This is a genomic window from Curtobacterium sp. B18 (genome assembly GCF_000333375.1).
GTDB lineage: Bacteria > Actinomycetota > Actinomycetes > Actinomycetales > Microbacteriaceae > Curtobacterium.
Window position 1 is genome coordinate 1 of sequence record NZ_BACZ01000057.1, and the last position, 1334, is coordinate 1334.

Annotated in this window: 2 protein-coding genes; one reads left to right on the plus strand and one right to left on the minus strand. The window is 73.0% G+C overall.

Going from position 1 to position 1334, the window contains the following annotated elements:
- Positions 1 to 100: 100 nt before the first annotated feature.
- The gene (locus I5E_RS22440; RefSeq protein WP_083857827.1) at positions 101 to 1060 is read left to right on the plus strand and encodes a helix-turn-helix transcriptional regulator; all 960 of its coding nucleotides are present in this window, start codon (positions 101 to 103) and stop codon (positions 1058 to 1060) included.
- Here the strand turns inward: I5E_RS22440 and I5E_RS25110 are convergent.
- Positions 1057 to 1334: hypothetical protein (locus I5E_RS25110; protein ID WP_031261017.1), on the minus strand; the 278-nt coding region annotated here is incomplete at its 5' end. The two genes, I5E_RS22440 and I5E_RS25110, sit on opposite strands and share 4 nt — an antisense overlap.

The window sequence follows — 1334 nt, forward strand, 5'->3', positions numbered from 1 at the left end:
ACCTCCCGTCCGTCGTCCGGTCTGTCCCCACAACGCGAGCGGCTCGTCCGGCTCGCGCAGCGCGGTGTCCCGCCCCTCCTCGGCGCGACAGACTCGGGGGATGACGAGCACGGCGGGCGAGGGAAGCGCGTCCCTGGTGTCCTTCGCCGGCACGGACACCGACGCGGCCGTCACCGAGCTCGCCGGCATGTACGCCGGACGGGCCTGGCGTTCGAGCCGCACCGAGGGCGAGTACTGGTACCGCTACGTCGGCGTCGGCGACGACCGGATGAGCGTCCGGCGGTCGCAGATGAACGGCTCGCTCCACGGAGACGTCGCCGTCGAGGGCGAGATCGTCGTCCAGTGGATCGACTCGGGCACCGCATCGCTCGAGGTCGGCGGCACCGAGGTCCGGATGCAACCAGGCGTCCCCACGCTGTTCCCGATCGAACGCCGGTTCGACGTGGACTACCGCGACTGGGACCAGCGGCTCGTGCACCTGCGACGGGACCTCGTGCTCGACGTCGCCTCGGAGCGGTACTTCGTCGACGGGGCGGTCGACTTCGACACGACGACCCCGCCGACCGCCGGGTCGGTCGACCGGTGGCGCCGGACGGTCGCGTCGTCGGTGCACGCGCTCCGCACCGCAGGCGCGGACTCGCTCGTCTGGCAGGAGTCCCAGCGCGAGGTCGCCCGGTCGCTGCTCGAGATGTACCGCTTCCGTGCCGAGCTGGCGCCGGCCGGCTGGAGCGGGCACCGCAACGCACGCATCCGCACGGCCGTCGAGTACCTGCACGCCAACGCGCACGAACCCCTGACGGTGACGGACGTCGCCCGGGCCGCCGACCTCAGCGTGCGCGGACTGCAGGAGGCGTTCCAGCGCACCCTCGACCGGTCCCCGATGCAGTACCTGCGCGAGGTCAGGCTCCGACGGTGCCACGACGACCTCGCTGCCGCGACACCGGGCCAGGTGTCCGTCGCCGACGTCGCCGCCCGCTGGGGCTTCACCCACATGGGCCGGTTCTCGGGCGAGTACCTCCGTCGGTTCGGCGAGTACCCGAAGCAGACCCTCCGCCGCTAGCCCACCTCGTCGCCGGAGGGCAGTGCGCTGCACCAGTCCACGGTCTCCGCCCCGACGCTCGCCTCGAGCGCGCCCGAGGTCGCGTCGACGACGCTCACGAGCGACCCTGTCGCCGACTTGGTCGCGACGGCGACGAACTGGCTGTTCGGGGACGGGCAGACCGCGGTGATGCTCGCGTCCGACGGCACGCTCACGGGCAGCCGGGAGGCGCGGTCCCCGTCCACCCGCACGATCCGCTGGGCGAGGGTGCCGTCAGAGCGCACGTCGCCGACGA

Coding starts and splice junctions, on each gene's coding strand:
- I5E_RS22440 (WP_083857827.1), top strand. CDS start 101: ATGACGAGCACGGCGGGCGAGGGAAGCGCGTCCCTGGTGTCCTTCGCC.